General features: G+C 75.3%; 1 protein-coding gene. It reads left to right on the top strand.

Annotated elements, in window-relative coordinates; all coding sequences use genetic code 11:
- A partial coding sequence (locus tag ALMP_RS41850) for an acyltransferase domain-containing protein (RefSeq protein WP_264937281.1) occupies positions 1–3,570 on the top strand: 3,570 nt, incomplete at both ends.

Below are 3,570 nucleotides of genomic sequence, written 5' to 3'. Positions count from 1 at the left end.
CGGGCACGACCCTCGGTGACCCGATCGAGGCGCAGGCGATCATCGCGACCTACGGGCAGGACCGACCCGGTGAACGGCCGCTGTATCTGGGGTCTTTGAAGTCGAACATCGGTCACGCGCAGGCCGCGGCGGGTGTGGCGGGCGTGATCAAGATGGTGATGGCGATGCGTGAGGGGGTGCTGCCGCGGACGCTGCACGTGGACGAGCCGACGCCGCATGTGGAGTGGTCGGCGGGTGCGGTGGAGCTGCTGACGGATGCGCGGGAGTGGCCGGAGACGGAGGGCCGTCCGCGTCGGGCGGGTGTGTCGTCCTTCGGCGCGAGCGGCACCAACGCGCACGTCGTCCTCGAACAGGGCCCCGACCCCGTGGTCACCGGGACCGACGGGGAGACGGACGGCGAGGGACGCGTCCTGCCCTGGCCGCTGTCCGCCCGGACCAGGCAGGCCCTCGCCGGCCAGGCGCGACGCCTCGCCGCGCTCGTGCGGGCCGACGACGGGCTCGCCACGGCCGCCGTCGGACACGCCCTCGCGACCAGGCGCGCGCTGTTCGAGGAGCGGGCCGTCGTGACCGGGCGCGACCGCGACGAGCTGCTGGCCGGGCTCGACGCGCTCGCCGCGGACGGAACCGCGCCCGGCCTGGTGGTGGGCTCGGCCCGCCCCGACGCCCGCGTCGCGTTCCTGTTCACCGGCCAGGGCAGCCAGACCGCCGGCATGGGCCGCGAACTGTACGAGGCGTTCCCGGTCTTCGCCGAGGCGTTCGACGCCGCGGTCTTCGAACTCGACCGGCAGCTCGCCGGACACACCGAACACTCGCTGCGCGACGTCGTGTTCGGCGCCGACGGCACCCAGGGGCTCCTGGACGAGACGGTCTTCACCCAGGCGGGACTCTTCGCCCTCGAAGTCGCCCTCCACCGACTCGTCGAGTCGTTCGGGGTACGGCCCGACCTGCTGCTCGGACACTCGATCGGTGAACTCGCCGCGGCCCACGTCGCGGGCCTGTGGTCGCTCCAGGACGCGGCCGTCGTGGTCGCCGCCCGCGGCCGGCTGATGCAGGCGCTGCCCCGGGGCGGGGCGATGGTGGCCGTCGCGGTCTCCGAACGCGACGCGCTCGACGGACTGGCCGCCGCGATCGAGGACGACGTCCCGGCCGCCGACGCCGTGTGCGTCGCCGCGATCAACGGACCCACCTCGGTCGTCCTCTCCGGCGACGAGGAACCGGTGCTGCGGGTCGCGCAACGGTTCGCGGACGCCGGGCACAGGACGCGGCGGCTGCGGGTCAGCCACGCGTTCCACTCGGCGCGGATGGAGCCGATGCTGGAGGAGTTCCGACAGCTTCTGACCACCGTCTCCTACGGCGAACCCACCGTCCCGCTGGTGTCCAACCTGACGGGCGCGATCGCCCGACCCGACGAGCTGCGCACCCCCGAGTACTGGGTGCGGCAGGTGCGCGAGGCGGTCCGCTTCGCCGACGGGGTGGCGGCACTGGACGCGCAGGGCGTCACGGCCTTCCTCGAACTGGGCCCCGAAGGGGTGCTGACCGCGATGGTCCGCGACACCCTCGACACCGGCGCCGACCTCACCGCCGTACCGGTGCTGCGCCGCGAACGCCCCGAGGAGCAAACGGCCCTCGGCGCGCTGGGCGTCGTCCACACGGCGGGAGTGCCCGTCCGGTGGGACAACCTCCTCACCGGTAGCGGAGCCGGCGCCGGGGACGCCGTGGAGCTGCCGACGTACGCCTTCGAACGGCGGCGCTACTGGCTCGACAGCGCCTCGGGGCCGGTCGCGGACGCCACCGGTCTCGGGTTCGCCGCCGGCCGTCACCCGCTGGTGGGCGCGGCGGTCGCGCTCGCCGGGACCGACCACATGGTGCTGACCGGACGGCTCTCCCCGCGCACCCACCCCTGGCTCGCGGACCACGCCGTGGCCGGGACCGTCCTGCTGCCCGGTTCGGCGCTCGCCGAACTCGCCGTGCACGCCGCCGACGTCGTCGGCTGCTCCCGCGTCACCGAACTCACCCTGGAGGCACCGCTGGTCCTGCCCGAGCGCGGCGCCGTGCAGGTTCAGGTCGCCATCGGCGCCGACCAGGGCGACGGCCGCCGCGGCGTCGAGATGTACTCCCGCCCGCAGGACACCGCCGACGCCGGCCCGGGCGACGGGACCGGCTGGACCCGGCACGCCACCGGAACCCTGTCACCCCAGGAGGAGGCAGACCCGGCCGAGAGGGACGGGGCCCCCGGCACCGACCGGACCGCCGACCCCTTCGGCTTCGGCCTGACCGCCTGGCCCCCGCCCGGCGCCCGGCCCGTCGACCTCGACGGCTTCTACGAGGAACTCGCCGACAACGGATACGGCTACGGGCCCGCGTTCCGGGCGCTGCGCGCCGCCTGGCGCCTCGACGACGACGTGTACGCCGAAGTCGCGCTCACCGAGGAACTCGCGGAGACCGCGGGCCGGTTCGGCCTCCACCCGGCCCTGCTCGACGCGGCCCTGCACGCCGCGAAACTCACCGCCGCCGGTACGGAGGACGGCCTGGTGCGGCTGCCGTTCTCCTGGAACGACGTCGTCCTCCTGGCCTCCGGCGCCCGCGCCCTGCGACTGCGCCTGTCCGTCACCGGCCCGGAGCGCCTCTCCCTGCACGCCGTCGACAGCACCGGCCGACCCGTCATCGGCGTACGGGAGTTGGCGCTGCGCGCGGTGTCCCCGCAACAGCTCGGCGCCGCCCGCGACGACACGGCGGGATCGCTCTACCACATGCGCTGGGTGCCGGTCGGCCTCACCGACCGGCCGTCCGGGACGGACGGACACGGCCGGCTCGCGGTCCTCGACTGCGCCCCGCTCACCACGGCCGACGGCGACCCGCTGCCGGACGCGGTGTCGGCGGCGACCGCCGACGTCCTGCGGCAGGTGCGGGAGTGGCTCGCCGGCGACAACGGTCCGGCTCCGCTGGTGGTCGTGACACACGGCGCGGTGGCCGCGGCGGCCGACGACACGGTGCCCGACCTCGTCCACGCGGCCGTATGGGGGCTGGTGCGCTCGGCCCAGAGCGAGCACCCCGGCCGGCTGGCGCTGATCGACACCGACGACAGCCCCGACTCCGCGCCGCTGCTCCAGACAGCCGCCCGCAGCGGCGAGCCGCAGCTGGTCCTCCGCGACGGACAGGCGCTGGCACCCCGGCTCACCCGGACCGGCAGCCACGACAACGACATCCGCGACATCGGCGACGGCGGCCAGGGCGAGCTGGTGCCGCCGCGCGGCGACTGGACCCTGCGCACCGCGGGCACCGGCACCCTGGAAGGCCTGGCCCTCCTCCCCGACGACGACACCGAGCGACGGCCCCTCGGCGAACACGACGTCCGCATCGCCGTACGGGCCGCGGGCCTCAACTTCCGGGACGTCCTCATCGCGCTCGACGTGTACCCGGGCGCCGCCTCGATGGGCGGCGAAGGCGCCGGCGTGGTCACCGAGGTCGGTGCCCGGGTCTGCGGACCGGCCGTGGGCGACGCGGTGTTCGGGCTCTTCCCGGACGCGTTCGGCCCGCACGCCGTCGCCGACCACCGGATGATCACGAAGC

The sequence above is a fragment of the Streptomyces sp. A012304 genome (genome assembly GCF_026008495.1).
GTDB lineage: Bacteria > Actinomycetota > Actinomycetes > Streptomycetales > Streptomycetaceae > Streptomyces.
The sequence above is the reverse complement of the archived record's forward strand: the minus strand, read 5'-3'. Positions and strand labels throughout refer to the sequence as shown.